Consider the following 26,981-nt stretch of genomic DNA (forward strand, 5'->3'; position numbering starts at 1 on the left):
ATGCTGCGCTCGCCGGCCTTGTGCGGGCTCGAGGCGAGCGGTGTGGAAACCGTCATCGTTGTAGAGGCACTCGCAAAGTCCCTGAGCGCGGTTCCGGTGTTGGGGCAGGCGGTGCTGTCTGCCGAGTTGTTGCAGGCGGCCTGCGCCGAGAAGGAGGTCGAGCTCGTCGCGGAAGGTGGCTTGAGGGTTGCGCCGGTGTTGAGCCCGGATCTGTCGGGTTTCGGGACGGCGAGCCAGCACGGAGTGGCGTTCGATGCGGCCGGGGCCACCCATGCACTCGCGACAGTAAACCTCGACGGCCAACGCAGGCTGGTCTGCGGACCGCTCAGCGGTGACGCCGCCGAAGCCCTCGATCTCACCCGTCTGTTTCGTTATGCGCCAGCAGATTTCGCAGCCTCTGCCGTGGTGACCGGAGATCCGATTGATGACGAACGTTGGCAGCGAGCCGAGTCGCTGGCGATGACGGTGGTTGCCGCCGATTTGGTCGGTGTCATGCAGGGCGCGCTCGACGACGCCGTGCGCTACGCGGGCGAACGCAGTCAGTTCGGGGTCAAGATCGGCTCGTTTCAAGCGGTCGGACATCTGCTGGCGGACGCCCTCGTTCAGGTCGAGGGGGCTCGCAGTTGCTTGTGGCACGCGGCGTGGGCAATCGACAATCTGCCGGTGGACGAAGCACGGCTGGCCGCCATGACAGCGAAGGCCTACGCCGCGGCGGCGGGCCGCGAGGTGGTGGAAACAAGCGTGCAGGTGTTCGGCGGAATCGCGATCACCTGGGAGCACCTCTCGCATATACGGCTGCGACGCACACTGCTCGACCGCAGTTTGTTCGGCGACGAGTCGATCCATTACGAGAACATCGCGGCGATGCGGTTGGCGAATCAGGAATTGGCGTAGCCGTGGACTTCAACGACACCACCGCGGAGGCGCAGTTCCGCAACGAGTTACGCGAATGGCTGAGCGAACATGCAACCGACGCAGCGATCCCCGACGACCCCGCGGCGCGCGCCGACGCGCAGAACGCCTGGCATCAAACGCTGTACCGAGCCGGATACATCGGGCTGTCGTTTCCTGTGGATTGCGGGGGTCATGGTAAAGCGCCCATTTACGAAGCGATTCTCAACGACGAACTCGGGCGTGCGAGCGCGCCGCCCATCGAGGGCGTCGGGCACCTCAGCAATGCATTGCGGCTGTTCGGTACCGAGAGTCAACGCGATGCGTTACTGCCCGGTTTGCTGTCGGGTCAGGTGCGCTGGTGCCAAGGGTTCTCCGAACCCGAGGCCGGATCCGATCTGGCCGGCCTCAAGACGCGGGCGGAATTGGTCGACGTCGACGGTGTGCCGATGTTCCGCATCAACGGTCGCAAGATCTGGACCAGCTTCGGTGCCGTATCCGACTGGTGTTTTCTGCTGTGCCGCACCGAGCATGCCGCACCGAAGCACGCGGGCATCTCGGTGCTGCTGGTGCCGATGTCGACTCCGGGTATCGAAGTGCAACCAATAGTCAACGCCGCGCGCAACCGCGAGTTCACCGAGATCACCTTTGACGATGTGGACGTTCCCGCAGGAAACCTACTCGGGGAGCGCGGGCAGGGGTGGTCCATCGCCAACCAGCTGCTCGCCTACGAACGCGGTCCCAGCGACATCAACTGGATCAGCCGGTTATCGACACAGTTGCGGCGGTTGGAAGACGACGTCCGCACCGGCTGGCTGGAAAACACGCCGGCAACGCGAGTTCGCCTGGGGCGGGCGTACGTGGAGTTGCGCGCGCTGCAAGTCAAGGTGCAACGGTCGCTGACCGAGCGGCAACACGGGAAACTTCCGGGGCCGGAGGGGTCTGTAGACAAGTTGCTCATGTCCCGTGCCGATCAGTTCTTCGGTCACACAATGCTGGATCTGCGCACACATCATCCCTTGCTCACCGAGGGTTTAGAATGGGACATCTATGTCTGGTCGCGTGCGGCCGGCATTTATGGCGGAACTGCGCAGATTCAGCGCAACATCGTCGCGCAACGGGTGCTTGGCCTGCCACGCTCTTGAGGCGCCGGCTCAATCCTGCGCATCCTCGGTCATGTGCTGATACGCCTGTTTGAGCCCGTTGAGTCGGCGTTCCAAAATCTCGGCATCTCCTCCCGCTGGAGAGCCGCTGAGTTTGTCGGTGACTTCGGCTATTTCGGCAGCGAGTCGCTGTGCAGCCTCGCTTTTGGTGAGCAGATCCTGGTCAGCCCAATCGTCATGCGGTATGCGGGGCTCGGGGGTCGGGGATGGCGTCATGTGGCTCCTCAGCGCTGCCTGTTTGAGCTCAGATCATCATCGGCGCTATAGTCAACTAAGCAGAAAGTGTTTATCTGTACTGTACCGCAAAAACCCGAGAAACTGAGGACGCGACGATGCCGCTGCAATCATGGATGAAGCTCTTGTCCGTCGACGATCACCTCATCGAACCACCACACGTCTGGGCCGACAGGTTGCCGAAGAAGTATGCCGACCAAGGGCCGCGGATCGTCGACTTTCCCCGTGACGGCGCCCCGCCGATGCAGCAATGGGTCTACGAGGGCCGTCCCTATCCGAACATCGGGCTCAACGCGGTCGCGGGCAAGTCGCCGGAGGAGTTCGGTGTGGACCCGATCCGCTTCGCCGACATGATTCCCGGATGTTATGACCCGAAGGCCCGACTGGCTGACATGGATATCGACGGAGTGCACGCGATGTTGTGCTTCCCGTCGTTTCCACGTTTTTGTGGCACGGTTTTCCTCGAGGGCGAGGACAAGGAGCTCGCATTACTCGGCGTGAAGGCGTGGAATGACTTCTCCCTCGATGAGTGGTGCGCAACAGACCCGGCTCGGTTCATTCCCATGGCGATCACGCCGCTATGGGACGCGGCGCTCATTGTGGCCGAGATCGAACGGGTCGCAGCCAAGGGCGCCCGGGCCATCGGCCTACCGGATAACCCAACGAATCTCAAGTTGCCCAGCTATCACACCGCTTACTGGGAGCCCGTCTGGTCGGCTTTGGAAGCGACCAACATGACCGCGGTGATGCATTTCGGCAGTGGTGGATTCCCGCCGCAAACCGCGCCGGAAGCCCCGTTCGCGGTGATGATCACTTTGATGGGAACCACATCGATGGCGGCGGCAACCGAACTCATCTTCTCGCCGGTGTTTCACAAGCATCCGAACCTCAAAGTCGCCTTCTCCGAGGGCGGGGTGGGTTGGATGCCGTATCTCGTTGAGCGCGCCGATTACGTCTGGCGAAAGCACAAGTTCTATCAAAACATCCATCCTACGGTCGCGCCGTCGGAGTTGTTCCGGCGCAACATCGCCGGATGTTTCATCGAGGACGAAGTCGGGATGTCGATGCGTCACCAGATCGGAATCGACAACATAACGTGGGAATGCGACTATCCACATTCCGACTCATTCTGGCCAAAGAGCCGTGCGCGCGCCGAAGAGATGCTGGCGGATGTGCCTGACGAAGAGGCAGCCAAGATCGTCGAACTCAACACGCGCCGCTGGTATGCCTTCCCCGAGGAGGGCTTCAAGTCCTGCACCGCTGATTCCGGCTGGCGCCCGAACGACGGCAACCCGCCTGACTATGACTACGACGAAGTCATGGCGGGCCACGGTGGAGTCGGTATCGAAGCGTTCATGAGCAAGATTGAAGAACAAAAGGCCCAGAAGGCCTGAGCGATCAATCGGCCGGTACGGCGATTTCGGTCGAGTTGTCGCGACCGCGAAGGGTTTTCGATTCGATAACCCGCCACCGGCACGACTCTGACCCCTCTGCCCGCTTGAGCGCCGCCCCCGAGGCGGTGACACCGCCCGACGACTTAGCGATCTCGGTGAGCCGGGCCGCTTCGTTGACCGGGTCGCCGATCACCGTGTACTCGTACCGGCTGGGGTCGCCGAGATTGCCGGCTACTACCATGCCGGCCGAGACCCCGATGCCGGCTTTGATGCCAGCGGGATTCAGCTGCGCATCCAGTTCGCGCGCCGTCGCCAGCGCATGAGTGGCGCTGTCGGGGTCTGGAATGGGCGCGCCGAAGATCGCCAACACCGCATCGCCCTCGAATTTGTTGATCAGGCCCTTGTTCTTCTCGACCACGCTGACGACGATCGCGAAAAACTCGTTGAGAACTGTGACCAGTTCGTCGGGCTCAAGGGTCGCGGCCATTTTGGTTGAGCCGATCAGGTCGACGAAAAGCACGGCCACGTCGCAATTCACACCGCCCATCGTGCTGGCAAGGTCATCACGAGATGCGAGTTGCTCGGCGCGGTGGGCAACGTCGCGACCGACATGGCGACCAAACAGATCACGTAGTCGTTCACGTTCCCGAAGTCCGCCGGCCATGATGTTGAATCCGGCTTGCAGCAAACCGAGTTCGGAAGCATCGAAGACGGAGACCGACACGTCGAAGTCGCCACGCTGAACGCTTTCCATGCCCCGCCGAACCTCGTCGACGGGGTCGGCGGTGGTGGCGGCGACGAACGCGGAGATGACGAGTCCACTGGCTATCGCGGATGTCCCGAGCACCAGGACCACTATGGCCAACCGGCGCGGCGGGTAATCGACTACCAAGGCACTCCCGGCGACCAGCATCAGGCCGAGCAGCGGAACGCCGGTTCCGACTACCCAAGCGCTTATCCCGCGCAACCGCAGCCCGGGACCTCGTGGCAGCGTCGGCGGATCCTCGGTCAGCAACTTGGCTACGGATGGTCGTAACGCCCGAGTACACAGCCAGTAGGAGATCGCCGTCGTCACCGTTCCGCCCAATACGGTGCTGATGCCCAGTGTTGTGGCAAGCCAGGGCCTACGGAGATTGATCAGCACCAGTACGAGCGTCGCGCAGACCCACACTGTGCCGTGGATGAAAGCCATTCGGTCCGGTGCGGTCAACAGTGTGCGGCGGGCGGCCCCGTCGGGGGCGGCGGCGGGGAAGGTCAACCAGAAGTAGCCCCAGACGATAGCAAGGGGGATAGCGATCGCTGAATAGACAGCACCGGCAATGATATTGAGCAGCAAAACGTGACGGTGGCTCAAATCGCCACCGGTCGGCAGCGCCCAGAAGGTCATGGTGGCGATCACCGCGGACCCCACCGCGGTTGGTAATACCGCACCCGAAACCAGCAGCGCCCTGCCCGCCCACTGCAGCGGATACTGGCGTCGACGGAACTTGCCGGACATTGTCACCGCGACGCACCGAGGCGGGTTATGCCGGCAACCTCGCGCCAATTATCGACGGCGACAAGACGGCCGGACGAAGCGAGCGTCATCAACATTGTTTCTCCGTCGGTGCTCAACGCCACGTTGGTAGTCAACGGGTCGTCGGCGGGAATCGCCCCCAGCGGCTCGCCGGTCGCGGAAAATACGGTCACACCACCAGTACCCAGGGTTGCGACCAGAACTCTGCCGTCGCCATCGACGCAGACTCCATCGGCGCCACCGACATTGAGGGGGCCGCCGCTAGGCACGGTGGCAAGCCCCTTTGCGCGGCCCACTACGCCCGGCGCGATGAGTTCGAATTCCCAGATCCGCCGGGTGCGCGTCTCGGCCACATAGAGCACGGCTCCGTCGGGTGACAGCGCCACCCCGTTTGGCATCTCCAATGGGTAGACGATTTCACGCAGTCCACCGCCGGTGGTCCCGTACAGCAGTCCGGTCACGCTGCGACTGCGGCCGCGCACCGTTCCAGCGTCGGTCAAGTAGAAGCCGCCGTGACCGTCGACGCAGACATCGCTTGGCCGCACCAACGGCGCGGCTTCGCCCGATCGGGTGGTGAATTGGGTGGCAAGGGTGCTGACGCTGCCGTCGTGGTCGACGACCTGGACGGCAGGAGGTATCGGATGGCGCGGCGGACCCACCGGGCGGAAAAGCTGTACGCATCCCTCCAAGTCGTACGGCCACGGTCCGATCCCGAACCTGGACCCGCCGTTCTGGCAGACCACCAGTCGATCCTCGGCCAACCTGGCCACCCCGTTGGGGCCGCCGCCCGTGTGGGCGATCGTGCGGGTCGTGCCGTCGGACCCGACCCGGGTGATTCGGCCGGCCGCAATTTCAGAGACCATGACGGACCCGTCATCACACGGGACGGGGCTCTCCGGGAACGCCAGCCCTTCGGCCAGGAGACGGTAGGAACTCACTGGGGCCATTCCGGTTTGGGTGCTGGGATTTCCGCTGCCCTCCACCACTCGGCGAACACCGGATCTGCCAACGGCAGGTCGCCGACGCCGGTCTGGCTCTGCGGCCAGTCGGCGGCCCGCTGCGCCAGCGGCGACGCGAGGCGGCGAACGCCGTAGTACAGGCGATGTCGTCTCTGCACAAAGCGCCAACGCCCCTCGTATTTTTCGTACCGGTCCTCGTATTTGAGGAGTTGCTCGATGAATCCGTCACGAGTCTGCGCGACGCACTGCGCCCAGACCTGTCCGGCGGCGCGATCCTCACCCTCGAGTTCGATGAGGTGGTTCGCGACCAGAATCACCACGAAAACGCTGGCCTCGACGCTCTCGGACATCAGTCGGCGCAGACCGTTGTGCCCGTCGCCGTAATCGCCGAAGCGTGCGTGTGGCACGAAAAGGGTCGCCATCGCCTCGATGTCGCGGGTTTCGATTGCGGCGGCATAGAGGTGGGGCAGTTGGCGAATCTCTTCGCGCGCGAGCAGATTCTGAACGTCTGCCTTGGGCACGCCATCGGGCTCCGCCACGGCTCAACCTCCGGTCCCGTCGACCAACACAGGCCTCTACAAGAGTACACATCATGTACTACTGTTAAGCTCACTGCCCAATCGAGAGGATGAGTAATGCAGCGTCTGAGCGGCAAGGTTGCCGTCATCACCGGAGCGGCGCGCGGGCAAGGCCGCAGCCATGCCGTTCACCTCGCCGATGAGGGCGCCGACATCATCGCGCTCGACATCTGCGCTGACATCGAGACCAACGAATACCCCCTCGCCACGCGCACGGACCTGGAAGAAACCGTCAAGCTGGTAGAGAAATCCGGCCGGCGAGCAGTATCTGCCGTTGTCGACGTCCGCGACCGCATCTCACTGAAGAAAGCGATCGATGAAGCAGTGGCCGAGCTCGGCGGTTTGCATGTCGTCGTCGCCAACGCCGGCATCTGCCCGCTGGGCAATCACGTGCCGTCCCGCGGGTTCATCGACGCGTTCGACGTCGACTTCATCGGCGTCGTCAATGCGGTGCATGTCGGCCTCGAGCACCTGCGTGCGGGTGCATCGATCATCGTGACCGGTTCCATCGCGGGTCTGGTCGAACAGAAGGACTTGGCCACCGGCGGAGGGCCGCAGGGGCCGGGTGGGGCGGGCTACGGGTTGGCCAAGAAAATGCTGCGCGAGTACACAAAGGGACTGGCGCTCACACTTGCACCTGAAGGGATCCGGATCAACACCGTGCACCCGACGAATGTCAATACCGGTATGCTGCACAATCTCCCGATGTATCGGACATTCCGTCCCGATCTACCAGAACCCAGCCGCGAAGATGCCGAACTCGTCTTTCCGGTATTGCAGGCGATGGACGTCCCCTGGATCGAACCCGAGGATGTCTCCCATCTGGTGGTGTACCTCGCTGCGGATGAATCCCGTTACGTCACCGGTCAGCAATTGTTCGTAGACGCGGGCGCTGGCCTGAAACTTGGTTTGTGATAACCGATTATCCCTAACGGCCGCGGAACTGCGGATCGCGCTTTTCGGCGAACGCGGCCATCCCCTCGGTGACATCTTCGGTTCCCGCGACCTGTTCCACCAACACGGCCTCGGTACGAAATGCCACATCCCGGTCGACGTCGAGCGCCTGATTGAGCATGACTTTGGCCGCGTTGAGAGCGCGCGTCGGCCCGCGCGCCAGTCTCTGTGCCCACTCCCTCGCCTCGCCCTCCAGGTCGTCATCGGCGACCACCTTGTTGACCAGCCCGATCCGGTGAGCCTCGGCGGCCGAAAGCTCCGCACCAAAAAACAGCAGCTGTTTGGCGAGGTTGAACGGCACCTTGCGGCTCAGCAGGTAGGCGGCGCCGCCATCGGGCGCAAGCCCGCGGCGTGCGAAAAGCTCAATGATCCTGGCACTTTCGGCGGCTACGATCAGGTCACAGGCCAGCACCATGCTCGCGCCCACCCCGGCGGCGACACCGTTCAGCGCGCACAGCACCGGCTTTTCGCAGTCGAGTATTGCCGATACCACCGCCTGGGATCCCGTGCGAAGGATGCGCGCCGCGTCGCCGGTGACCCGGTCGTTTCTGGGCTGCATCTGAGGGTCCTTCAGGTCCGGTCCGGTGCAGAAATGCCTGTCGCCGCAACCGGTCAGCACGACGGCCCTCACGTTGGGATCCTCCGACGCGTCCGCAAGAGTCCCGATGAGCTTGCGCTGCATCGCACGTGTCACTGAGTTTCCAACATTCGGCCGGTCCAGCAGCAACCAGCGCACGGCACCCTCAGTGCGTACTACGAGATCGGAAGTCACAGCCGGATTGGCACGCCAGCGGGGCCGCGCACCGAGTTGGTGTGTACGTACGTAACCGATTCTTCGTCGACATCCCACACCGGAAACCGTGCCAATGTTTCTTCGAGCGCCACGCGGGCCTCCAACCGCGCCAATGCGGCGCCCAGGCAGAAGTGCGAGCCGTGCCCGAAACTGACATGGCGGATTCCGGCACGCTCGACGTCGAACTCATCGGCGTTCTCGTACTGGCGTTCGTCGCGGCCGGCCGATCCGGTGATCAGGGCCACCCGTGAACCCGCCGGAATGAGTGTCCCGTGGTAAGTCGTGTCGCGCACTGCGTATCGGCCTTGCACTGGCGACGGAGCCTCGTAGCGCAACAATTCCTCGACAGCATTGGCGATGAGCCCTGGGTTGTCGACCAGTTTGGCCCGCTGGCCGGGGTGGCGGGCCAGCGTCAGCGCCGCCCAGCCCAGTAGCCGTGCCACCGTCTCGTTCCCCGCAACGTTGATCAGTGCGATGAACATCAGCAGTTCGCCGTCGTCCAGGCGGCGGGTCTCGTGCCCCTGTTGGACGAGATCGGATCCCATCAGGTTGCCCACGATGTCGTCGGTCGGTGCGGCCCGGCGCTTTTGGATCTGTTCGGCGTAATAACCGAGCAGTTTGGTGTTGGCTTCCTGACCTTCTTCGCCCAGCTGGGGCGCGCCTTCGTCGCGGTGAAGCTGGGCATCAGACCATACCCGCAGGTTGTCATGGTCTTCCTGAGGAAAGCCCAGCAGCGAGCTGATCACCATCACCGGCAGCTTCATCGAGAAGTCCCGCACGTAGTCGAAGCCGTCTGTGCCGGCATAGCCGTCCAGATAGCCGCGGCACAGTGTGCGAATGCGATCCTCGAGATGGGCGACCTTCGAACGAAAGAACGTGCGGTTGACCATCTTTCGTAGCGCGGTGTGATCGGGTGGATCCATCATGATCATCGCCTTCGGCGAGGCCCATGGTTCGTCGGTGATTGCGTCCAGGGTGACGCCGTGCTCCGAGGAAAAGCTGTCGGTGTCCAGCGACGCTTCCATGACGTCGGAGAACCTGCTCAAGGCATAAAAGTTGTAATCCTCGTTGTGGTAAACGGGTGCTTCGTCGCGCAACCGCTTCCAGACCGCGTACGGGTCCTTGTGCAGCGTGCGGTCGAAGGGATCCCAACGGAGGTCCGTTGCCGTCATCAGCACCGTCCTTTCATGAGGAACAGTATTACATTATCTGTATAGTTGCACTACGCCATCAAGGTGCGACTGTCGGCCGTCTAGGAGGACGCAAGCGTGGAAACCCGAGATCTCGAGCACGTTATCTACGAGAAGGATGGCCCGATCGCGCGGATCATCCTGAACAACCCGAACGCGGCCAATGCTCAGACCTCCGAGATGGTGCACAGTGTCGATGCAGCTCTCGACGATGCGCAATACGACTACGACATCAAGGTCGTCATTATCAAGGCCAATGGCAAGGGTTTCTGCTCCGGGCATGTCCCGACCGGTGCGTACCCCGAATTCAAGGCAGAGCTTGACGCGTCCGGAAAAGTATGGCGGTCTGCCGCGCAGTTGTTCCTGTGGCCGGTCCTCAAGCTGTGGGAGTTTCCCAAGCCGTTGATCGCCCAGGTCCACGGGTACGCGATCGGTGGCGGAACAACGTGGGCGCTGATACCCGAGATCACCGTCTGCTCTGACGATGCATGGTTCCAGATGCCTCTGGTACCCGGGTTCGGGCTCCCGGGTGCCGAGACGATGTTCGAGCCGTGGGTGTTCATGAACTACAAACGGGCCGCCGAGTACCTGTACACCGCGCAGCGGCTGACAGCCGCCGAAGCGCTCGACTTCGGCCTGGTCAATCGCGTAGTGCCGGCCGATGAGCTGGAGGCCACCGTCGAGGCGTTGGCTGCCAAGATTGCCAAGGCGCCGTTGATCACGTTGCAGGCAACCAAGTCGGGCATCATTCGCGCATGGGAGACCATGGGATTCCGCACTCATCAGCAAGCGAGCAACGACCTGCAGGCAATGGTCACCGGCAGCAAGGAGTTTCAGCAGTTCGTGGCGGAGCTGATGAAGAAGGGCTCCAAACCCAGCGAGCGCATCTGAGCCATGCCCCTCACTCCGATCATCCGGTTCGGCGGCGACGACAACGCCGAATTGCTTAGGGCTGAGGTGCGTAATTGGCTGGCGCAGAATCTGCCCGGCGAATTCCGGCGCACTGCGGCCAACCCCGACTACCTGCCCCGGGAAGCGCATGATCGCGCGGTTGCCTTCTGTCGAGCGTTACATGCCCGAGGCTGGTTCGTGCCGCATTGGCCGGCCCATTACGAGGGGGGCGGTCGCAGCATCGTCGAGCAGGTTGTCATCCGTGAGGAGCTGGCCTACGCGGGCGCGCCTCTGGTGAATACAAACGGCGTCAACATGTTGGCTCCGATCCTATTCAAGTTCGGCACCCCTGAGCAGCAGGCCGAACACCTTCCACTCATCGCACGCTCGGAACGTATGTGGGCGCAGGGCTATTCCGAGCCCGAAGCCGGTTCGGACTTGGCCGCGCTTCGCATGACCGCCCGACGGGAGGATGACGAATACGTCCTCGATGGGCAGAAGACGTGGACGAGCAACGGGGTACTCGCGGACTGGATCTTTGTGCTGGCTCGTACGTCACCGGTGGCCGGCAAGCGTCAAGCCGGAATCTCCTTCTTCCTCGTCGACATGGCCACGCCGGGAATCACCCGCCGGCCCATTCGATCCATGATTGGCTACCCGACGTTCGCCGAGGAATTCTTCGATGACGTTCGAGTACCCGCTGCCAATCTCGTTGGGGCCGAGGGGGAAGGGTGGAAGGTCGGCAAGGCGTTGCTGGATGTCGAGCGGTCGAACATCACCAGGGCGGCGCAAGCTCAACGTTATCTGGACGAGCTGATCGACTGGTGCCATGCGCAGAAGGGCTCAACACACGATCCGCTCGCGGATCCGATCACTCGGATGGCCGTGGCCCGAGCCGTCGAACGCGTCGAGGTGGGTCGCGCGCTCTCGTATCGGGTGGCACACCTACAAGCCGCGGACGCCCTGGACCCGGCGTTGCCGTCGTTGTCGAAGCTGTATCACTCCGAACTGACCGCCGAGTTGCGTGCACTGGGCGCACAGATCCTCGGTCTCGCAGGCGAACTCATGCCGGATGATCCCGGCGCGGTGCTCGACGGGCACTTCTCCGAGGGGCTGCTGCTATCGCTGCTGCACTCGATCGGTGGAGGTACAAGTGAGATTCAGCGCGATCTGATCTCCACGGCGGGGTTGGGCATGCCGCGCTGATGGTCGAAAACTAGGAAAAGGCGTCCCGCCCCTGCGCGGCCACCGATCGGTGCTGTGCCACAGCCGCCATCGCCAGTTCAAGCGGATGGAAGGCGGCAAGTTGAGCGCTTTCGGCCGAATTGATAAGCCTTTTGGTCATCTCGATTGCGCCAGTATCCGCTTGCGCCAGCTCATTGGCGACCTCCAGGGCGCGATGAATCGCCGAGCCGGAAGGCACGACGTCGGTCACCAGCCCGAGATGTTCGGCTTCGGTGGCCGACAGACGCACGCCACGCAATAGCAGGGATGCCGCTCGGTGTCGGCCCAACTGCTGGGACAAACGCCAGGCCAGGCCGCCGTCGGGCACCACGGCACGCGCGACGAACGGTGCGGCGAAGAATGCATCCGTCGCGCACACCACCAAGTCGCACGACAGGGCCAGGCTCCAGCCCAGACCGACGGCCGCTCCTTCAATTGCCGCGATCGTTGGGACGGGGACCGCCTTGAGTTGCTCCATCACCCGCTGCGCATGTTCGACGCGTCCCGCTGCGGCCAATGGGCCCGCGCCGTGCGCCGGGCCGGTTTTCAAATCGCCACCGGCACAAAAGAATCCGTCGGCACCAGCGAGGACAACGCCGTCGGCGCGATCGGCGACGACTTCGCTGAGCACCGCTGAAAGTTCCGTCCACGACTCGTAGCGCAACGCGTTGCGCTGGGTCGGCCGGTTGAGCAGGATCAGCGAGACGCCGTCACGGTTTTCGCGTCGAACCAGGGGGTCGCTCACCGGTTGAGGAACTTATCGATCGCGGCTCGGTGCTCGGGTGTGGTGAAACATTCTGTCTCGGCCGAGATTCCATACTCGAGGATGCCGGTGATGGCACGCTGGGCATGCAGGTTTAGTGTGCGCTTGGTGTCCTGCACCGCCCGGGCAGGCAGCTCCGCGAGGCGGTGTGCTATCGCCAGGCCCTCTCGCTTGATCTGCTCGTGCGGCACGACGCGGTTGGCCAAGCCGAGTTCGACGGCTTTGTCGGCCTTGATGCGTTCGCCCAGCATCAGATACTCCTTGGCTTTGAGCAGGCTCATGAGTAAGGGCCACAACACTGACCCTCCGTCGCCGGCGACCAGACCGCTCGCGACGTGGGTGTCGGCGAAGAAAGCCCGGTCCGACATCAGCACGATGTCGCATAACACCGCGATGCTGCAACCGAATCCGACCGCGGGTCCGTTGACGGCCGCCACGACCGGTAGTGGAAAGTCGATCATGTCGCGCACGATGCGGCGGGCGTCGCGCATTCCAGCACGGCGGGTCACCGGGTTGTTGACGTGGGTTTCCAGCCACTCGACTAAGTTTCCGCCGGCGGAGAAGTAGTCGCCGGCGCCGGTGATCAGTACTGCTCGAGCTTCGGGGTCGTCGGCGAGCGCGGTCCACAGCCGGGTGAATGCTGTGTGCATCGTGTTGTTGACTGCGTTGGCGTTGTCCGGATCGTTCAATGTCACGATCCGGACCGGACCATCCCGCGCCACAAGGATCTCGTGGCACCCGGTCAATTCGGGTGTCCCCTCCGGCAGTTCCGTCATCACGGTGAATAGTAGAACACTTTGTGTATATCTGTCACACGGGCCTCCCCGTCCGCCACTTAATTGACGCCCGTCATTGACAGACGTCAATTGGTCTGGGTAAGGTTCCCTGGCGTATAGGCGCCGGCAGGGCCCAGCGGTGCAGCGGGATGGGAGGGCTTGGTGGCAACAGGTCAAAGGCTTCCCAGTGACGAGGACGAAGTGATCCGCAGGCGTCGGCAGGGCATTTACGCGCTGACCGGGTTCTGTGCGGTGTTCTTCGGTGGCGGCATGATCATCACCTACGTCCTCGCCGCGCGCTATGGGTACGGCACCGGATTCGGTGACGGCCACCTGCTACCAGCGGGCACCGGCGATGTCCGGAGCGGTCATGGATTTCTCGGTGACGCCGCAATCCTGTTCGGCACCTTCGTCATCGACGCCTTGCTGCTCGGTGCGTGGTGCTGGCTGATCACCCGGCTGGATTCGGTGTCGGCCGATGATCCGCTGGCGCCGGACGACGGCGGGGATCTCACCCGCAACGAAAGCTGGTACTACGTACGGGTTCCCGTTCTGACCAAGGTGATCATGGGCATTGCGGTCGCCTGCATCGTCGGGTTGTCGGTGGGGGCGGCGGCGATTCTTCCGCTCGCGCTGCTGCGCTATGGGTGGTCGTGAGATGACCGTCGCTGTTCCGCGGGTTCGCGTTGAGCCGGATTCGGAGGCTTTTGCGCAGTCGGCCGTCGACCGTGCGGATCGCTGGCTGCTGGCCGGAACGCTCTGTTGCGGCAGCATCGTCCTCGCCCCTGCCGGGCTGGTATTGCTGCTCATCGGCACGGTCAAGCTGCACCGTGCCCGCAGCCTGGGCTGGGTGCGTCCCCTCGCAGTCACGCTGATCGCGGTGTTCGCCCTTGTTGATGGCGGAATCAATTGGCTCGGTTGGTCTTTGGATGTGTTCGCCCATGACACCCACGTCTTGCGGGCTATGTCTACGGGCTTCGGCAAGATGATCGACGGGGGATACTACTGGAACTACAACTCCACCCACATCGGCGGCACGTTCGACCGTGCCGAAAAGGCCATGGCATTGTTCTCGGTGCTGTGCATCTTCCCGGCCAGGATGGCGGCAGCATGGGCGTTTCTCAAGCTGAGGCGCTGGGGTCTGCGCTGGATGATCATCACGGGCTGGGCATACGTGTTCTTGTGGGTCGGATACCTCGCGAACCTGATGATGAACTTCCCACATCGGTTCGGAAACACGCTTTATGGCGTGACCGGCTGGTGGGTTTTCGATATCTTCTACATGACGCCGTTCATTCAACTGCCGTGGTTGTACGCGCTGGATAAGCGCCGGTGGAACAAGTAATGGCCCGAGCACTACTCATGGCTGACTCAGGGGTGCGCACATCAGGGACGGCGGTCGTTGAGGTGGCCGGGCGAGCGAGCCTATCGTCATCACCCATGACATCTGCACACGAGAGGGCGGTTGGCCGTGAGGCGCAGCGCCTCGAAACCCGCGAGCGCGTTTACGACGCGGCCATTGCCGAGTTCAAACGGATCGGCATGAACAGTGCCGACGTCGCGTCGATAGCAGCGGCGGCAAGGGTTGTGCGCGGGACCTTCTATTTTCACTTCCCGACCAAAGAACACGTGGTATTCGAATTGATGACGCGCGAGGAGGACAAGATCGCTGCCGAGCTTCGAGAGGCGGTCGAGGCTGCGCCGGACATCAAATCAACGCTGAAGGTCGTGACACGACGGGTGGTCGACGAAGAGGATCATCTCGGCAGCGTGCTGTTCCGCGATGTGCTGAGCATTTATTTCACGGCAACGGATCTCGAGATGAACGATGCGTCGCGGCACCCGGTCGCAGTCCTGGTTGTCGAGCAGCTGGAGAAGTCGCGGGAACGCGGCGAGATCTATGCCGAGGTGAACCCGGGCAACAGCGCGAAATTCTTCCTGTTGGGCCTGTATGGCCTGTTGATCACGAACCGTGATCCCGTCGCACTGCGCGATGCCGTTCTCGATGACTACTTGTCCAGTTTTTGCCGCGGGCTGGCGGTCCGCTGATCAACGAGGAGGTTGAGCCATGATCGAGGACATCGTTCGCTTCGTAGTGGCGTGGGGCGGGTGCGCCGCGCTGGTGTTCTTCTGGTACTGGGTGATGGGCAACATAGGTACCTTCTGACTAATGGTGTTATCCATGAATAGCAATGCCCCAGAGGCACTTTCAGTTGAACACTCGTGCGCCGTCATTGCGGTGGCGCTCTCGGCCGGACGGCGCGAGAACGTGCGGCTGGTATCGGGCGAGCAGCGCAGCTTCGGCCTGAATCCCGGCCGTACCGTGGTCAACGTTCCGTACCCCGCACAGTATGCCTGTTGGACCCGACGAACCCTGGCCTGTGGGGTTGCGCTGCAGTGCTCGCCGTCGAAAGACGTTATCGCTCAACGCTCGATCGAAGAGCTTACCGCCAAGGAGCTTAGGGCCTTAACACTGGTCGAGGGTGGTGTGGCGTTGGGGTGGGTCAGTGTCAACTGGCCCGGCCTGCTTGCCGAATGCGGCCGGCACCTGGCCGGCCTCGATCCGAATACAAGCCAGATCGATGCTGCCGCGATGCTGGATCAAGCTATGGAGCTTGCCGATTCGGGAGCGGCCCTTCCGGTGTTCCCGCTGCTGGGCCGACTGCCGGTGCGTGCGGTACACACCGGACCGTTGGCCACCGCGCACCGGATGTGGGGCCGCATGCCGTGGACATCACGGCGCCAGGATGCGTACCGCATCTATTCCGTCCCCGTCGGGGGCGACGGCGGTGTGAAGAATCCGAACCTACCGCCGCCGAGCCGGCCCGAGGACGAAGAGATCGAGTTCTCTCCTGACGAACGTGCCGGTGTGCCATATCCCGAGTGGAACGCCTGGACCGAGCGGTTCCTGCCCAACCATGTTGCGGTGTTGGAGCGCAAACATGTTCATAGTTCGCGGCTGCCCAGCCGGCCGCCCGCGGATCTGCGTCGGTTCTTCGAGGAGAGGACGAATCGGACGATGCGCAACCGGCTCGAAGACGGCTGCGATCTCGACATCGATCGCTACATAGACCACTTCATCGATACCACCTGTGGGCATAGTTCCGACGGGCGGGTGTTCCGCGACTTGGTACCGGCGTACCGGGACGTGACGACATGTCTGTTGCTGGACGGCAGCTCCTCGCTCGGAACTCATCAGGGCAGGATCTTCCACTTGGAGCTGCAGTGTGCTGATGCGCTGTCGCAGGCGATGACGGCGGCCCGCGAACGCCACGGCGTTTTCATCTTCACCGGCAACACGCGTCATCGTGTGGAAGTGAACTGTCTGAAGGACTTTGATGACCGTCGCTTCATCGCGCCCAGCACACAGGGTCTGCGGACGGCCGGATATACGCGGCTCGGCGCGCCGCTGCGCCACCTGACCAACCGGCTGCTGGGCCAACCTTCGCGGCGGCGCTTGCTACTCGTCATCGGTGACGGGTTGATGTCCGATGAGGGCTACGAGGGGCGCTACGCGTGGGCCGACGTCAACCATGCCGTCGAGGAGGCCGAGGACGCCGGCGTCTTCGTCTTCTACATCGGCGTCGGCCCCACGCGCGTCGATCCGCTACCCGAGGTCTTCGGTCCACGCCGGTATTGCCGGATCCGCAGGGTGCAGGACCTGCCGCGGGTGTTGGGTCAAGTGCACCGCGAGCTGATCGCGGCGTAACCGAAATCTCCGACCTACCAGGGGTGATTGATGACCACCGACTTCTACTGTGTGACCGGCAACGAGGTGAAGCTGTTCGATCAGGCCTACGAAAGCAATCTGCCGGTCATGTTGACCGGCCCCACCGGCTGTGGGAAGACCCGGTTGGTCGAGTACGTAGCAGGTCTATTGGGCCGTCCATTCGTCACGATTAGTTGTCATGACGACCTGACCAGTTCGGACCTGGTGGGTCGTTTCATGGTCACCGGCGGTGACGTGGTGTGGAACGACGGTCCGCTGACCCGGGCGGTGCGCGCCGGTGCGATCTGTTACCTCGACGAGGTAGTGGAGGCCCGGCACGACTCGCTGGCCGTGCTGCACTCGCTCACGGATCACCGGCGCACCTTGTATCTCGATCGCGCCAACGAGGTTGTACCGGCCCCGGACTCGTTCATGCTCGTGTGCTCCTACAACCCCGCTTACCGCAGCTCGCTCAAGGAGCTCAAGCCTTCCTTCCGGCAGCGATTCGTGACCATCGCCCTGGACTACCTGCCATCCGACCGCGAGGTCGAGGTGGTGGTCAGCGAATCCGGCGTCCTGACGGAGGTGGCGGCACGTCTCGTCAAGTGTGCCAATAGCATTCGCAGCGCCGACGGGATATTCCACTTCGAGCCACCGTCGACCCGGGTAGTGGTGACCGCGGCGCGGCTCATCGCGAGCGGCGCCGACGAGCTGGAGGCGGTTGTTGCTTCGGTACTGGCGCCGCTGAGTACGGACGGCGCGATCACCGACGGTCTGCGCGAGATCGCGACGGCCACCATGTGTGGAAGGGAATGAACGACATGAACCAGCAGGACAGAAAGCGTAAACGGGCGCTCATCGCCTTTCAGGTCTTCATCTACGGATTTCTGCTGTCGCAGTTCCTCATTCAGCTGTACATGGGTATCGGACGAGGCTGGTAGGAGGTATCGATGAACTTTCCGAGGGCCCAGGGGCGTACCGGGTTGGTCGAGGGTGTGACCGGATCGACAACCTACGGCGACCATATCGACCAGTCGCGGCGCATTCAGAAGAAAGCGGATCGCTGGCTCATGGTGGGCGCGTTCTGCATGGGCACCCTGGTGCTCGGCGTCATCGGCTTCCCGATCTTCATGTACGGGTTGACGATTCTGCGTCGCGCCGGAAGATCGGGTTTGTCGGTGCGCCCCATGATGGTCACCCTGATCGGCTTTTTGGTGTTCATCGACGCGGCGCTCAACAGCTTCGGCTGGGCGCTGGACCTGGTCGCCAACCACACGCTGATCAACAGAACAGTCACCGTCGCGTGGGGAAACTTCTTCGATGCGGGCTACTTCTGGCACTACAACGAACTGCGGATAGGTGGCGCGGGTGCTCCCGGCGAGAAGTCGTGGGAGCTGGCCTGCATCCTGGTGGTGTTCCCGATGCGCATGGCTGCGGCGTACGCCTTCCTGCAGATGAAGCGGTGGGGCCACCAGTGGCTGATCGTCACTTGTTGGTTCGGCGTGGTGATCTGGGTCGGCTACACCTTCAACATGACGATATATGGCGATCTGCGCTACACGCACATCGGCTTCCCGGTAATCGCGTGGTGGATCTACGACATCTTCTACATCACACCGTTTCTCGCAATTCCCTACTTGCACACCGTCAACCGCGAAATCTTCACTGACTGACCAGGAGTACTGACATGGAAAAGCAGGAATCGGATCTGGAAATTCCGCTTGCCGACGAACGCGACAGCCTGCCGCCGGGTACCACCCCTTACTACAAGCGGATGCACACCTGGCTGCGACGGGCTATCTACGTGTGCATGTTCGCTTTGGTCATCGAGGGCACGTTGTTCGTCCCATTCCTGGTGGTCTGGTACGGCTGGCCGACGCTGTCGATGCACCAGATCTGCGACGAATTGCAGAAGGTCGCCTACTCAGACGACACCCGAACATGCCAGTTCCCCTACCCGCTGAGTGGGGCGCCGTTCGGTGGGCCGTCGGAGGCCGGGGGGCAGGCGACCGCGCAAGACCGGTGGGGAGTGCAACCGCAACCGCACTACCGGCGGCTGGGATTCCGGGAACTGGTTCGCATTCATGACGACCGGATGGCACGCGAATCTCGCTCGCACGCTGGTCAACCCACGCCGTGACGGTACCGGCGGAAAGTCCTCAGGTCAGCTCTCGTGTTGTTCCGGTAGCCACTCCGGTCGACGCGTCTGCACGAATGCGTCGCGGTCTTGGCTCATCGGCCATTGAGGTGACCTCTTCTGCAGGAAGGCGGTGAAGGCCTCGATCTGTTCGGTCGTGCCGATCGACGACCAATAACCCGTGACGTCGACGGGCGGCAGCGCACGGCTCATCTCCCGTTTGACGGCAGCGCGAGCGACTGGACCCGTTTTCCGTACGCGTGCCAGCAGCGCGTCGACCTCAGACGTCAGCGAGTCATGTGGCACAACTTTGCCGACCAGACCGAGCCGTTCGGCTTCCTGTGCGTCGATCCAATCATTGCCGTAAATCAGATGATTGGCGCGTAGCGTGCCCAGCCGCTGCGGCAAGCGGGCGGCGACGAATGCCTCGTAGACTCCGCGAGTGAGGTCCGGGACCCGGAATCGAGCTTTATCGGAGGCAACCACCAAGTCGGCGAACAACGTCATCACCAGGCCGCCACCGAGCGCGATCCCGTTGACCGCACACACGACGAGTTTCGGGATCCTTCCAAGAGTTTCGAAGGGAGTGCCGTCATAGGCTTCGGTGAAGGCGTCCCACCGTCGGTCCGGATTTCCGATGGCGTTCATGTCGCCGCCGGCGCAGAACGTGTCGCCGGTACCGGTCAGCACCAGGAAGCTCAGCCGGGCCTCGTCGGCGACGATCATTGCAGCACGCTTGATCCCGTGGTATCCGTCGGCGGTCACGGCGTTCTTCTTCTCGGGACGATTGATGGTGACGGTCAGGGTGTCGCCGTCGATTCGACCGACGAGTTCACTGGTGCCCAGATCGACATCGATCGATTCCGGTAGCGCTGTCATTGGTCGTCAATCACGGCGAGAAGCTCACCGACGTTGTACGTTTCGCCGACGGCGACCTTCCAGGCCACGACGCCGCTGGCCGGCGCCTCGATATCCATCTCCACCTTGTCAGTAGCGATCTGGTACAGCGGATCACCTTCGGCAACGTGAGCGCCGTCCACAACGTAGAGCTCGGTCAACTCCGCTTCGGTGATCGCGTCGCCCGGTTTGGGCATCCGTACCTCGATCACACGATTCTCCTGACGGCTTCGATGAGTCGCGCAGCGTCCGGCCGGCAGGCGGCCTCGAGGGTGGCCGCGCGCGGCACCGGCGTATAACTGCCCGCCACCCGTTGGATGGGGCTGACCAATACCCCGAACAGTTCGGTTGCCACGGCCGCAGCTATTTCGGCGCCCGGGCCACAGAATCCAACAGATTCGTGGGCCACCACCAAACGACGGGTCTTGCGGACGGAATCGATGACCGTCGCCAGGTCCAACGGAACCAACGTCCGCAGGTCGACAACCTCGACCGAAACACCCTCGGCATCCAGTTGATCGGCCACGTCGAGCGCGGTGTGCACCACGGTGCCGTAGGTGCAGATGGTGACGTCATTGCCCGGGCGTTTGATGTCGGCCTGCCCCAACGGGATCGCATAGTCGGCGATAGGCACGGGACCCTTTCCGCCCCCGTAGTACAGCTTCATCGATTCCACAAACAGGCACGGATCGTCGTCCGCCAAACAGGCATTGAGCAGACCGACCGCATCGGCGGCGGTGCTGGGCCACACCACCTTGACACCGGGTGTGTGCATCGCCCAGGCCTCGAAAGCCTGGGAATGCTGCGGCCCGGCGCCGGTGCCCACCATTGCCCGGATGACCATCGGCGCGCCCTGCCGACCACCGGACATGTATCGGATCTTCGCGGCGTGGTTGGCGATTTGATCCATTGCCACACCGAGGAAATCCATGAACATCAGTTCGGCCACCGGTCTCAGCCCGCCCAACGACGCACCGATGGCGGCGCCGATGATCGAAGACTCCGCGATCGGTGTGTCACGCACCCGGGCGGCACCGTATTTGGTGGACAGCCCCGCGGTGATCTTGAACATGCCGCCGCCCGCGGCGTCCGCGATGTCTTCGCCCAACAAGATGATCGAATCATCTGCCGCCATGGCGCGGTCGAGGGTGCGGTTGATGGCCTGCACCAGGCCCAGGCTTTCTGTCTTACCGTCGGGCACCGCGGCCCGGCGCCCGACGGGCGGCACGGCTATTTCCGTGCCGCGCGCGAACACGTCGTGGGTGAGTTCGTCTGCCGGGGGAGGATCCGCGTCGCGGGCGGCCGAGAAGGCGGCGTCGATCTCGGCGACCAGGTCTGCGTCGATCCGGTCGAGCTCGTCCTCCGCGGCGGAGCCGCCGTTGATGATGCGCCGGCGATAACGCGCAAAAGGAGGGTCGGCCCGGCGGGCCGCGAGCTCGTCCGGGTCGGCGTAGGACATCTGATCGCCGAAGTAGTGCCCTTGCAGGCGGTAGCCGACCGCCTCGATGAAGGTTGGGCCGTGGCCAGACCGAGCGCGCTCTGCGGCCTCGGCCACTGCGGCATACACCGCCACCGGATCGTTTCCATCGACGGTGGCCCCCGGCATCGAGTAACCCTCGGCGCGATCGGAGAGCCGCCCCGAGCGTGTGTAGCCGGCCACCGGCGTGGATTCCGCCCATGCGTTGTTCTGACAGAAGAAGATCACGGGGAGCGACCACAGCGCCGCCAGGTTCAGGGCCTCATGCAGGTAGCCGATACTCGTTGCGCCATCGCCGAAGCTCACCAATACCACCTGGCCGGTGGCTTTCAGCGCTGCGGCCAACGCGATGCCGTTGGCGATCAGCGGTCCCGCCCCGACGATGCCGGTGGTCCACGCGACGCCGTGCTCCGGGTCGAAGATGCCCATCGCTCCGGCCTTGCCTTTGGACAAACCCGTGCTCTTGCCGAGAATTTCGGCGAAGTAGCCGCTCAGATCAATGCCCTTGGCCACCACGTCACCGAGTCCGCGATAGGTGGTAACCAGTTGGTCTGTGTCCATTAATGCCAGGCCCGCACCCGCGGACATGGCCTCCTGGCCCTCTACGGGCCAGTAGCTCATCGCAATCTCGCCGGACGAGAGGCCCTTCCGGACGCGCCTGTCGCAGTGGTGGACCTTGCTCATCAGGCGGTACAAAGCGAGGGCACGATCGCTGCTCAGCGACTGGATCTCGGCGTCTACCTGTGTAGCCATCACTGCTCCTTCGCGACCTCCGCTTTAGCCAACGAGTCTACAATATGACGAAATATGTTCAATCGTTCTATCTGGTGTCTGTCGTGTCACGGGATGGTTTGCAGCTGCTCTGCCAGCAGCATTCGGTCGAAGTAGCAGCGCTCCAGGATGAGTTCGGAGCCGCGGAAGCCGAAGAGATTGATGCTGAGCATGTCGATGGGCGTGCCCGGTGCAGTAGTCCTTGTCTCCACTATCAAACCGTCGTCGCCGTGATAAACGGCCGCAGCGGAATACTGCAGCAACGGCAGCTCCGCCCACTGCTGAAGTAGCATCGCGCGCACGGCTTCGTCGCCATCGAAAATCATTGCGGTGGGTATGATTTCGTAACGCGGATAGGTGAACGTGGCCATCGCTGCGTCCAAGTCGCGTGCATTCTCGGCGGCGATGTGTCTCATCACCAAGTCCTCGCGGGTCAGTTGCAGGGCCACTCACGTGGCCTCGAAGACCGGGAGGTTGCGGCCGTCGTCGAGTGGTTCCCAGGTCACGACAACCCGGTCGCCGACTGAGGGAGCTGGGCCGAAAACGTTGGACATCAGTCGAACTCCTTCGACCAGATCCACCAGCACGACCGAATAGGGCACCCTTTCGGCCAGAGCCGGCAGTGCCGCGCGGTGATGCACGCTGACCGCGTACACGGTGCCGTTTCCGCTGAGCCGTTCCCAGCGCAGTGCCTGCCCACCACAATGCGGGCAGACAAACCGCGGATACCAGACGAGCTGGCTACACGCTTCGCATCGTTGAATTGTCAACTCACGTCGGCGAGTTGCTTCCCAAAAAGGGGCTGACACGGCACTGGGTTGGGGCACCGGCAGGGTCTCAGTCACAGGGTGGCCTCCGTTCCCAGGATCACCGTGGACGTCGCCGACAACACCCCACCGGTTCCGTGTGCCACGGCAGTCTGGGCGCCGGGCACCTGACGGTCGGCGCATTCCCCACGCAATTGCCGGGTGGCCTCGACAAGCAGAAAAGCGCCGAATGCCCCCGGATGGGTGTAGGCAAGGCCGCCGCCGGTCGTCTGACCGGGCAGGATTCCGCCGGGACCGAGCGCCCCGTCGCCGACGAATGGCCCGCCGTCGCCCTTGGGGCAGAAGCCTAGGTCTTCGAGTGCCAGGAGCACCGTGATGGTGAACGAGTCGTACAGCTGCACCACATCGATGTCGCTCGGGTTGAGCTGCGCGGCCTTGAAGGCCGCCGGACCGGAGACTGCGGCGGGAGTGACTGTGAGATCTGGCATCTGGGAGATCATCGCGTGAGACGCCGCCGATGCGGCGCCAAGTACGAAGGCAGAGCGACCGGCCAGGTTTCGGGCACGCTCGGCGCTGGTGATCACGAGCGCCGCCGCGCCGTCGGTGACAAGGCAGCACTCCAACTTGTGTAGCGGCTCGGCGATGAAGCCCGACTCCAGGACTTCGTCCACGGTGATCTCCTCGCGCAGGTGCGCGCGAGGATTCATCGCCGCCCAGCGTCGGGTGTCGACGGCGATTTGAGCGAGCTGGGTCGCGGTGGTCCCGTACGTCGCCATGTGGCGGTTGGCTGCCAGCGCGTACGCACTGATCGGGAGCATCACCCCGAATGGCGTCTCCCATTCCAGGCGCTCCGGAGTCGCGAAGATGCCGAGGCCCTTTTCACCGCGTTTGCGCGCGGCCCGCGGTGTCGATGCATAGACGATCACCACGGTCTCTGCCGCACCTGCCGCGATCGCCGCCGCCGCGTGCTCGACGTAAAGACCGTAGCTCGAGCCCCCTGTCTGCGTCGCGTCGGTGAATCGCGGAGCTATTCCCAGGTATTCGGCGAGCTCGACCGAGTGCATCAAGGTGCCGCCGGTGCAGGTGCACAGCCCGTCGACATCGCTCAGGGACAACCCCGCATCGGCCAGTGCGGTGGTGATGACCCGGGCCTCGAGCTCCCGCAATGGAACATCGATGACGCCAGTCGGTGAAACCTCGTCGGCCACACCGACGATGGCGGCCGCACCTCGGATGTCGGTTGTCAGAGATGTCGCGGATGTCATTGATGTACCTCTTCGAACAGCTTGCGCAGTCCCGGCTGGCTCACCTTGAGCGAAGGCGTGCGAGGCAATTCCTCGACCACGAGCAGTCGGACCGGAACCTGATAACGGCTCATTCGCTCGCGCACATAAGCCAAGAGCTCCTCCGGAGTGGCCACCGCGTCGGCCGCCAATTCAACCGCCGCGACCGGCAATTGGCCGAGTCGTTCATCGGGCAGACCGGTGACACCGGCATCGCGGACCGCAGGATGGCTGCGCAGGACATCCACGATGTCGGCAGGTGTGATCTTGAACCCCCCGCGGACGATGACATCGTCCGTGCGGCCATCGACGAATACAAACCCATCGGCATCGACACGGCCGAGGTCCGTCGTCGACACCCAGTCCCCACCGGCTGTGCGCACCTCGATGCGGCCCTGAGCCCCGGCGGGCAGCACGGTGCCGTCGTGCGTGGATGTCACACGGATCTCGCGACCCTGCTGCGGCCGTCCCACGCTGCCACGCTTGGTATCCGCCCACTGACGGTGCAGGGCGAGATTCCAACCCGCCACTCCACCTGCGAATTCCGTTGCGCCGTAAGATGGCAGCACCGCAACGCCGTAACGCTCCTCGAACGCGGCCTGGAGATCAGCGGGCAGATGCGCGGTGCCCGAGGTCACCACTTGGACGCTGGCGAGTACCTCCGGCGGCACCCCGGCATCGAGCACCATAGCGAGCGCCGAGGGAACCAGGCTCACCGCACGCGGCTGGTGTCGTACCACCAGATCCACGAACTCTGCGACCCGGAATCGCTCCATCAGCGCGACCTTTCTGCCTTCGCAGATGTTGAGCAGGGTGCGAAACAGGCCGGACATATGGACGAGCGGTGCGGAGACGATCGCGACACCCGAACGCAGTCTTGTGTCCTGCTCGTCAACGGAGCCATAGTGCGCGCCTGCCGCTTTGATCGTGCGTTCGAAAGAGGTGTAGGCCAGTGGCACTCGCTTCGGTGGGCCAGTCGTGCCGCTGGTCAGCATCTCGACGGCGATGCCGCCGGATACTTCGCGGAACGGAGCCGCTCCGGGCCTTTCCAGCCCGGTCACCACTGTTGCGCTCGCCGGGGCGGTCCCGACTTGCAGTCCCAGCGACCCGGCGGCGGCCTCCATGACACCGGGGCGCCGCCAGTCGGTGTCCAGTGCGACCAGCACAGGGCATCTCAGATCACCGATATCGGATGCCAATCCGGCATCTCCATGGGACGGATTGATCGTGACGATGCAAGCGTCGGCTTGCAGCACGCCAAGCATCGCGCCGACAATCGCCGGATGATTGCGAAGTACCAATCCTACGGGGCACCCGCTGCCCAAACCGCTCGCCGTGAGCTGACTTTCGACTGCCTTAGCGATGTCCGCCAGTGCATGCCAATTGGTCCACACGCCCTGGTGCTCGATCGCAGGTGCTTGCGGGTCGAGCGCCAGTACCGCGCGGATACGCTCGGCCAGATGCTGACTCAAGCCGCTGCTGCCGCGAGTTCGGAGGCCGCCGGGATCACCTCTTGGGCGAATAGTTTCATCGACTCGTAAACCTTCGAGCGGTCCATCGCGCCGCCCCGAGACATCCGCAATATGATGTTGCGCCAACCCATGTCGATGACGGTGCGCATCTTCTCCACGATCCGGTCGGGGTCTCCCATCAGTGTCAGGTGTGAATTCAGCACCTGTTCGTAGCTCTGCTTGTCATGCTTGTCGAACCAATCCGAGTAGGCCTTGTAATCGGCCGGAATCTCACCGCCACGTTCAAATGGGTTGGAATACTTGCGGTGGGTCTGGATAGACAGCTCGACACTCTCACGCGGATAGCTGCGGGCGAAAGCGTCGTCCTGGTGGCAGAACGCGTTGAGCAGCGCCCAGACGTTCCCGGTCGCCGCCTCGAGCCCCTTTTTCGCCTGCACGTCCAAGTAAATGTCCAAGGCTCCTTGTAGATCCGGATCCACCTGGTAGGGGTTGCCGATTATCGCGCCGAAGCCCTTCTCGGCGAGCCACTCGAAGCTCGACGGTGTCTTCATCACAGTGCCCCACACCGGAATCGTCTGCTGTGCGGGCCGCGGGTAAATGGTGACGTCCTCGAGGTCGAAGTACTTGCCCTGATAGCTGACATTTTCTTCGGTCAGGAGGCGGTTGACGATCTCCACACACTCCTGGTAGCGGCCAGTTGCCTCGTCCATCGAGATGCCGAAGCCTTTGAACTCGTGCGCCTGGTAGCCGCGGCCGAAGCCGGCGTCGAACCGTCCGCCCGACACCACGTCGACCATGGCGATACGTTCGGCCAACTGGATCGGATCATGAAAGGGCGCGACCATGCATGCGGTTCCGATGCGAATGCGCTCCGTTTGCGCGGCGATCGCGGTGGCGACCTGGGGCAGGTCCGGGAGCATGCCGTATGGCGAGAAGTGGTGCTCGGCCAGCCAGACCTCGTCATAGCCGAGTTCTTCTGCCCAGCGCGCCTCCTGCAGCACGTTGGCCAGTACCTCCTGCCCGCTGAGGTGGTTGGGCTTGTCGCCAAGGATGAACACGCCGAACTTCATGTCGGTCCTTCCCGTCCGCATAAACTAGTTGCAGTAACTGCCACTATATTGCACGATAGAACAGATATCGTC

30 protein-coding genes are annotated in these 26,981 nt (G+C 63.2%); 14 read left to right on the plus strand and 16 right to left on the minus strand.

All coding sequences use genetic code 11. The features are described from left to right. Entirely contained in the window at positions 1–894 is an 894-nt protein-coding gene (locus OQ789_RS24290; protein WP_324688747.1) for an acyl-CoA dehydrogenase family protein, read from the plus strand. Between the two features lie 2 nt (positions 895–896). Then, positions 897–2,036: an acyl-CoA dehydrogenase family protein gene (locus tag OQ789_RS24295; RefSeq protein WP_324688748.1), complete on the plus strand. Its 1,140-nt coding sequence runs from the start codon at positions 897–899 to the stop codon at positions 2,034–2,036. A 9-nt stretch (positions 2,037–2,045) separates the two neighbouring features. Here the strand turns inward: OQ789_RS24295 and OQ789_RS24300 are convergent, their stop codons facing one another. Further along, positions 2,046–2,270, minus strand: a complete 225-nt coding sequence (locus OQ789_RS24300) for a hypothetical protein (RefSeq protein ID WP_324688750.1) — start codon at positions 2,268–2,270, stop codon at positions 2,046–2,048. 116 nt (positions 2,271–2,386) lie between these two features. On the opposite strand from OQ789_RS24300, the gene OQ789_RS24305 reads away from it, so the two are divergent. Next, positions 2,387–3,682, plus strand: a complete 1,296-nt coding sequence (locus tag OQ789_RS24305; protein ID WP_324688751.1) for an amidohydrolase family protein — start codon at positions 2,387–2,389, stop codon at positions 3,680–3,682. A 4-nt stretch (positions 3,683–3,686) separates the two neighbouring features. Here OQ789_RS24305 and OQ789_RS24310 read toward each other — a convergent pair whose 3' ends face one another. From OQ789_RS24310 to OQ789_RS24320, 3 genes are read right to left on the minus strand one after another with little or no spacing between them, the layout of a single operon-like run. Next, the gene (locus OQ789_RS24310) at positions 3,687–5,180 is read right to left on the minus strand and encodes an adenylate/guanylate cyclase domain-containing protein (RefSeq protein WP_324688830.1); all 1,494 of its coding nucleotides are present in this window, start codon (positions 5,178–5,180) and stop codon (positions 3,687–3,689) included. A gap of 2 nt (positions 5,181–5,182) precedes the next feature. Beyond that, positions 5,183–6,136 carry an SMP-30/gluconolactonase/LRE family protein gene (locus OQ789_RS24315; RefSeq protein ID WP_324688753.1) on the minus strand — a complete coding sequence of 318 codons (954 nt, stop codon included), beginning with the start codon at positions 6,134–6,136 and terminating at the stop codon, positions 5,183–5,185. Further along, positions 6,133–6,696: a nuclear transport factor 2 family protein gene (locus OQ789_RS24320; protein WP_324688755.1), complete on the minus strand. Its 564-nt coding sequence runs from the start codon at positions 6,694–6,696 to the stop codon at positions 6,133–6,135. The genes OQ789_RS24315 and OQ789_RS24320 overlap by 4 nt, the downstream gene beginning before the upstream one ends. A gap of 96 nt (positions 6,697–6,792) precedes the next feature. Here OQ789_RS24320 and OQ789_RS24325 point away from each other — a divergent pair, with 96 nt between their 5' ends. Then, positions 6,793–7,650, plus strand: coding sequence for a mycofactocin-coupled SDR family oxidoreductase (locus tag OQ789_RS24325; RefSeq protein ID WP_324688756.1), 858 nt, complete (start codon positions 6,793–6,795; stop codon positions 7,648–7,650). 13 nt (positions 7,651–7,663) lie between these two features. Here the strand turns inward: OQ789_RS24325 and OQ789_RS24330 are convergent, their stop codons facing one another. Then, positions 7,664–8,461, minus strand: a complete 798-nt coding sequence (locus OQ789_RS24330; RefSeq protein WP_324688758.1) for an enoyl-CoA hydratase/isomerase family protein — start codon at positions 8,459–8,461, stop codon at positions 7,664–7,666. Continuing rightward, a complete protein-coding gene (locus OQ789_RS24335) occupies positions 8,458–9,654 on the minus strand; it encodes a cytochrome P450 (protein ID WP_324688760.1) in 1,197 nt (398 codons plus the stop codon). The genes OQ789_RS24330 and OQ789_RS24335 overlap by 4 nt, the downstream gene beginning before the upstream one ends. 96 nt (positions 9,655–9,750) lie before the next feature. On the opposite strand from OQ789_RS24335, the gene OQ789_RS24340 reads away from it, so the two are divergent. Beyond that, positions 9,751–10,563, plus strand: a complete 813-nt coding sequence (locus OQ789_RS24340; RefSeq protein WP_324688761.1) for an enoyl-CoA hydratase-related protein — start codon at positions 9,751–9,753, stop codon at positions 10,561–10,563. A gap of 3 nt (positions 10,564–10,566) precedes the next feature. Then, positions 10,567–11,769, plus strand: coding sequence for an acyl-CoA dehydrogenase family protein (locus OQ789_RS24345; RefSeq protein WP_324688763.1), 1,203 nt, complete (start codon positions 10,567–10,569; stop codon positions 11,767–11,769). A 10-nt stretch (positions 11,770–11,779) separates the two neighbouring features. Here the strand turns inward: OQ789_RS24345 and OQ789_RS24350 are convergent, their stop codons facing one another. Further along, positions 11,780–12,532, minus strand: coding sequence for an enoyl-CoA hydratase/isomerase family protein (locus tag OQ789_RS24350; RefSeq protein ID WP_324688764.1), 753 nt, complete (start codon positions 12,530–12,532; stop codon positions 11,780–11,782). After that, positions 12,529–13,326, minus strand: a complete 798-nt coding sequence (locus OQ789_RS24355) for an enoyl-CoA hydratase/isomerase family protein (protein ID WP_324688766.1) — start codon at positions 13,324–13,326, stop codon at positions 12,529–12,531. The genes OQ789_RS24350 and OQ789_RS24355 overlap by 4 nt, the downstream gene beginning before the upstream one ends. Positions 13,327–13,488: 162 nt before the next feature. Between OQ789_RS24355 and OQ789_RS24360 the strand changes: the two genes are divergently transcribed. From OQ789_RS24360 to OQ789_RS24395, 8 genes are all read left to right on the plus strand, one after another. Beyond that, complete coding sequence (locus OQ789_RS24360; RefSeq protein ID WP_324688768.1) at positions 13,489–13,983, plus strand: hypothetical protein; 495 nt, start codon at positions 13,489–13,491, stop codon at positions 13,981–13,983. Position 13,984: 1 nt separating this feature from the next. Beyond that, positions 13,985–14,671 (plus strand): hypothetical protein, encoded by a 687-nt coding sequence (locus tag OQ789_RS24365; RefSeq protein ID WP_324688770.1) that lies wholly within the window; start codon positions 13,985–13,987, stop codon positions 14,669–14,671. Between the two features lie 95 nt (positions 14,672–14,766). Continuing rightward, entirely contained in the window at positions 14,767–15,375 is a 609-nt protein-coding gene (locus OQ789_RS24370) for a TetR/AcrR family transcriptional regulator (RefSeq protein ID WP_324688772.1), read from the plus strand. Between the two features lie 121 nt (positions 15,376–15,496). Next, on the plus strand, positions 15,497–17,035 hold the full coding sequence (locus OQ789_RS24375) for a nitric oxide reductase activation protein NorD (protein ID WP_324688774.1): 1,539 nt from the start codon (positions 15,497–15,499) through the stop codon (positions 17,033–17,035). A gap of 30 nt (positions 17,036–17,065) precedes the next feature. Further along, complete coding sequence (locus tag OQ789_RS24380) at positions 17,066–17,851, plus strand: CbbQ/NirQ/NorQ/GpvN family protein (protein WP_324688776.1); 786 nt, start codon at positions 17,066–17,068, stop codon at positions 17,849–17,851. Next, positions 17,848–17,976 carry a hypothetical protein gene (locus OQ789_RS24385; RefSeq protein WP_324688838.1) on the plus strand — a complete coding sequence of 43 codons (129 nt, stop codon included), beginning with the start codon at positions 17,848–17,850 and terminating at the stop codon, positions 17,974–17,976. The genes OQ789_RS24380 and OQ789_RS24385 overlap by 4 nt, the downstream gene beginning before the upstream one ends. A gap of 9 nt (positions 17,977–17,985) precedes the next feature. Next, positions 17,986–18,708 carry a hypothetical protein gene (locus tag OQ789_RS24390; RefSeq protein ID WP_420716195.1) on the plus strand — a complete coding sequence of 241 codons (723 nt, stop codon included), beginning with the start codon at positions 17,986–17,988 and terminating at the stop codon, positions 18,706–18,708. Between the two features lie 14 nt (positions 18,709–18,722). Next, positions 18,723–19,175, plus strand: a complete 453-nt coding sequence (locus OQ789_RS24395; protein WP_324688778.1) for a hypothetical protein — start codon at positions 18,723–18,725, stop codon at positions 19,173–19,175. Positions 19,176–19,199: 24 nt separating this feature from the next. Here OQ789_RS24395 and OQ789_RS24400 read toward each other — a convergent pair whose 3' ends face one another. The 8 genes from OQ789_RS24400 to OQ789_RS24435 all read right to left on the minus strand — a co-directional run bounded on the left by OQ789_RS24400 (position 19,200) and on the right by OQ789_RS24435 (position 26,909). Further along, complete coding sequence (locus OQ789_RS24400) at positions 19,200–20,051, minus strand: enoyl-CoA hydratase/isomerase family protein (protein WP_324688780.1); 852 nt, start codon at positions 20,049–20,051, stop codon at positions 19,200–19,202. Beyond that, positions 20,048–20,281, minus strand: coding sequence for a lipoyl domain-containing protein (locus OQ789_RS24405; protein WP_420716196.1), 234 nt, complete (start codon positions 20,279–20,281; stop codon positions 20,048–20,050). Before OQ789_RS24405 ends, OQ789_RS24400 begins: the two co-directional genes overlap by 4 nt. Next, entirely contained in the window at positions 20,278–22,299 is a 2,022-nt protein-coding gene (locus OQ789_RS24410; RefSeq protein WP_324688782.1) for a dehydrogenase E1 component subunit alpha/beta, read from the minus strand. The genes OQ789_RS24405 and OQ789_RS24410 overlap by 4 nt, the downstream gene beginning before the upstream one ends. 86 nt (positions 22,300–22,385) lie before the next feature. Beyond that, positions 22,386–22,766, minus strand: coding sequence for a nuclear transport factor 2 family protein (locus tag OQ789_RS24415; protein WP_324688784.1), 381 nt, complete (start codon positions 22,764–22,766; stop codon positions 22,386–22,388). Continuing rightward, positions 22,767–23,162 (minus strand): Zn-ribbon domain-containing OB-fold protein, encoded by a 396-nt coding sequence (locus tag OQ789_RS24420; RefSeq protein ID WP_324688786.1) that lies wholly within the window; start codon positions 23,160–23,162, stop codon positions 22,767–22,769. It lies immediately after the preceding gene. Then, a complete protein-coding gene (locus OQ789_RS24425; RefSeq protein WP_324688788.1) occupies positions 23,159–24,349 on the minus strand; it encodes an acetyl-CoA acetyltransferase in 1,191 nt (396 codons plus the stop codon). The genes OQ789_RS24420 and OQ789_RS24425 overlap by 4 nt, the downstream gene beginning before the upstream one ends. Further along, positions 24,346–25,839, minus strand: a complete 1,494-nt coding sequence (locus OQ789_RS24430; protein ID WP_324688790.1) for a fatty acid--CoA ligase family protein — start codon at positions 25,837–25,839, stop codon at positions 24,346–24,348. Before OQ789_RS24430 ends, OQ789_RS24425 begins: the two co-directional genes overlap by 4 nt. Then, positions 25,836–26,909 carry an LLM class flavin-dependent oxidoreductase gene (locus tag OQ789_RS24435; protein ID WP_324688792.1) on the minus strand — a complete coding sequence of 358 codons (1,074 nt, stop codon included), beginning with the start codon at positions 26,907–26,909 and terminating at the stop codon, positions 25,836–25,838. The genes OQ789_RS24430 and OQ789_RS24435 overlap by 4 nt, the downstream gene beginning before the upstream one ends. Positions 26,910–26,981 lie beyond the last annotated feature (72 nt).

The sequence above is a fragment of the Mycobacterium sp. 94-17 genome (genome assembly GCF_035617725.1).
Lineage (GTDB): Bacteria > Actinomycetota > Actinomycetes > Mycobacteriales > Mycobacteriaceae > Mycobacterium.

What these genes read in the sequence shown, in the direction of transcription:
- OQ789_RS24410 (WP_324688782.1), bottom strand. Translation starts at nt 22,299, where the DNA reads ATGGCTACACAGGTAGACGCCGAGATCCAGTCGCTGAGCAGCGATCGT.
- OQ789_RS24375 (WP_324688774.1), top strand. Translation starts at nt 15,497, where the DNA reads ATGGTGTTATCCATGAATAGCAATGCCCCAGAGGCACTTTCAGTTGAA.
- OQ789_RS24365 (WP_324688770.1), top strand. Translation starts at nt 13,985, where the DNA reads ATGACCGTCGCTGTTCCGCGGGTTCGCGTTGAGCCGGATTCGGAGGCT.
- OQ789_RS24325 (WP_324688756.1), top strand. Translation starts at nt 6,793, where the DNA reads ATGCAGCGTCTGAGCGGCAAGGTTGCCGTCATCACCGGAGCGGCGCGC.
- OQ789_RS24335 (WP_324688760.1), bottom strand. Translation starts at nt 9,654, where the DNA reads ATGACGGCAACGGACCTCCGTTGGGATCCCTTCGACCGCACGCTGCAC.
- OQ789_RS24355 (WP_324688766.1), bottom strand. Translation starts at nt 13,326, where the DNA reads ATGACGGAACTGCCGGAGGGGACACCCGAATTGACCGGGTGCCACGAG.
- OQ789_RS24370 (WP_324688772.1), top strand. Translation starts at nt 14,767, where the DNA reads ATGACATCTGCACACGAGAGGGCGGTTGGCCGTGAGGCGCAGCGCCTC.
- OQ789_RS24310 (WP_324688830.1), bottom strand. Translation starts at nt 5,180, where the DNA reads ATGTCCGGCAAGTTCCGTCGACGCCAGTATCCGCTGCAGTGGGCGGGC.
- OQ789_RS24345 (WP_324688763.1), top strand. Translation starts at nt 10,567, where the DNA reads ATGCCCCTCACTCCGATCATCCGGTTCGGCGGCGACGACAACGCCGAA.
- OQ789_RS24400 (WP_324688780.1), bottom strand. Translation starts at nt 20,051, where the DNA reads ATGACAGCGCTACCGGAATCGATCGATGTCGATCTGGGCACCAGTGAA.
- OQ789_RS24435 (WP_324688792.1), bottom strand. Translation starts at nt 26,909, where the DNA reads ATGAAGTTCGGCGTGTTCATCCTTGGCGACAAGCCCAACCACCTCAGC.
- OQ789_RS24300 (WP_324688750.1), bottom strand. Translation starts at nt 2,270, where the DNA reads ATGACGCCATCCCCGACCCCCGAGCCCCGCATACCGCATGACGATTGG.
- OQ789_RS24385 (WP_324688838.1), top strand. Translation starts at nt 17,848, where the DNA reads ATGAACGACATGAACCAGCAGGACAGAAAGCGTAAACGGGCGCTCATC.
- OQ789_RS24390 (WP_420716195.1), top strand. Translation starts at nt 17,986, where the DNA reads ATGAACTTTCCGAGGGCCCAGGGGCGTACCGGGTTGGTCGAGGGTGTG.
- OQ789_RS24305 (WP_324688751.1), top strand. Translation starts at nt 2,387, where the DNA reads ATGCCGCTGCAATCATGGATGAAGCTCTTGTCCGTCGACGATCACCTC.
- OQ789_RS24380 (WP_324688776.1), top strand. Translation starts at nt 17,066, where the DNA reads ATGACCACCGACTTCTACTGTGTGACCGGCAACGAGGTGAAGCTGTTC.
- OQ789_RS24395 (WP_324688778.1), top strand. Translation starts at nt 18,723, where the DNA reads ATGGAAAAGCAGGAATCGGATCTGGAAATTCCGCTTGCCGACGAACGC.
- OQ789_RS24425 (WP_324688788.1), bottom strand. Translation starts at nt 24,349, where the DNA reads ATGACATCCGCGACATCTCTGACAACCGACATCCGAGGTGCGGCCGCC.
- OQ789_RS24290 (WP_324688747.1), top strand. Translation starts at nt 1, where the DNA reads ATGCTGCGCTCGCCGGCCTTGTGCGGGCTCGAGGCGAGCGGTGTGGAA.